This is a genomic window from Cyclobacterium qasimii M12-11B (assembly GCF_000427295.1).
Classification (GTDB): Bacteria; Bacteroidota; Bacteroidia; order Cytophagales; family Cyclobacteriaceae; genus Cyclobacterium; species Cyclobacterium qasimii.
Window position 1 is genome coordinate 1 of the sequence record NZ_ATNM01000017.1, and the last position, 870, is coordinate 870.

At 34.0% G+C, this 870-nt stretch carries 2 protein-coding genes; both read right to left on the minus strand.

Annotation, left to right across the window (positions count from 1 at the left end; all coding sequences use genetic code 11):
- Nucleotides 1-226 (minus strand): cytochrome c biogenesis protein CcdA (locus ADICYQ_RS28035; protein WP_438830469.1); only part of this gene is annotated, 226 nt, incomplete at its 3' end.
- Nucleotides 227-249: 23 nt separating this feature from the next.
- Nucleotides 250-693 (minus strand): protein-disulfide reductase DsbD domain-containing protein, encoded by a 444-nt coding sequence (locus ADICYQ_RS25630; RefSeq protein ID WP_020894228.1) that lies wholly within the window; start codon nt 691-693, stop codon nt 250-252.
- Nucleotides 694-870 lie beyond the last annotated feature (177 nt).

Below are 870 nucleotides of genomic sequence, written 5' to 3' on the forward strand. Positions count from 1 at the left end.
TTACAATAATTGATAATCCATAAATGATAGCATTACGAATGCCTTTGGCTTTAGATTGACTTTGTTTTATAAAGAAACTTACCGTCATTGGTATCATTGGAAACACACATGGTGTTAATAACGCTACAAATCCAGAAAAGAAAGCAATAATAAAAATAGACCATAAACCTTTGCTCGACTCGTCGTCATCTGCTTCAGAGTTTTCAGAAATATCTGAGGAAGCCACAACAGTCTTAGTTAAATCATATTCTAAATCGACATAAGTTGGAGCTGTACATTGTGTGTCATCGCAAGACATAAAGCCAACCTCAGAAACGAGTGAAGAAATTGTTGCGTCTGAAACTTTAATTTTTGTCTGAATTCAGCCTTATCTTTAAAGTATTTAATCTTCATATCGAAGACCTTGTCTATACTTTCTTCACCCTTTTCTTCATTAGTTGAACCGACTAACTCAACACCGTCTTTTAATGTGTAATCAAAACTCGTTGGAATTGGGCCGCCTTCTTCAATATTTTGAGCATATAACTTCCAACCCTTATCTATCGTTGCGGTAGACACTAAAATCAATTCGGTATCATTTATTTTCTCAACAGAAGTGCTCCATTTTACAGGCTCTAGAATTTTTGGTGTATTACCGGTTAAATTTAATGCCATTCCTGTAGAAACCTCTTTAACATCTTCAGTATCCTTCAAGTTAAACTTAAGATCGATATAAGTTGGCGGTAAACATTTTTTCGTCATCACAGACCATAAATTCTACTTCACCTTCAATAAGTGACAATTCTTTATTGAGAACTTTAATACGTTGTGAAAACGCTGCTTTATTACCAAAAAATTTAATCCGCATTTGAAAAACAGGATCATCTATAG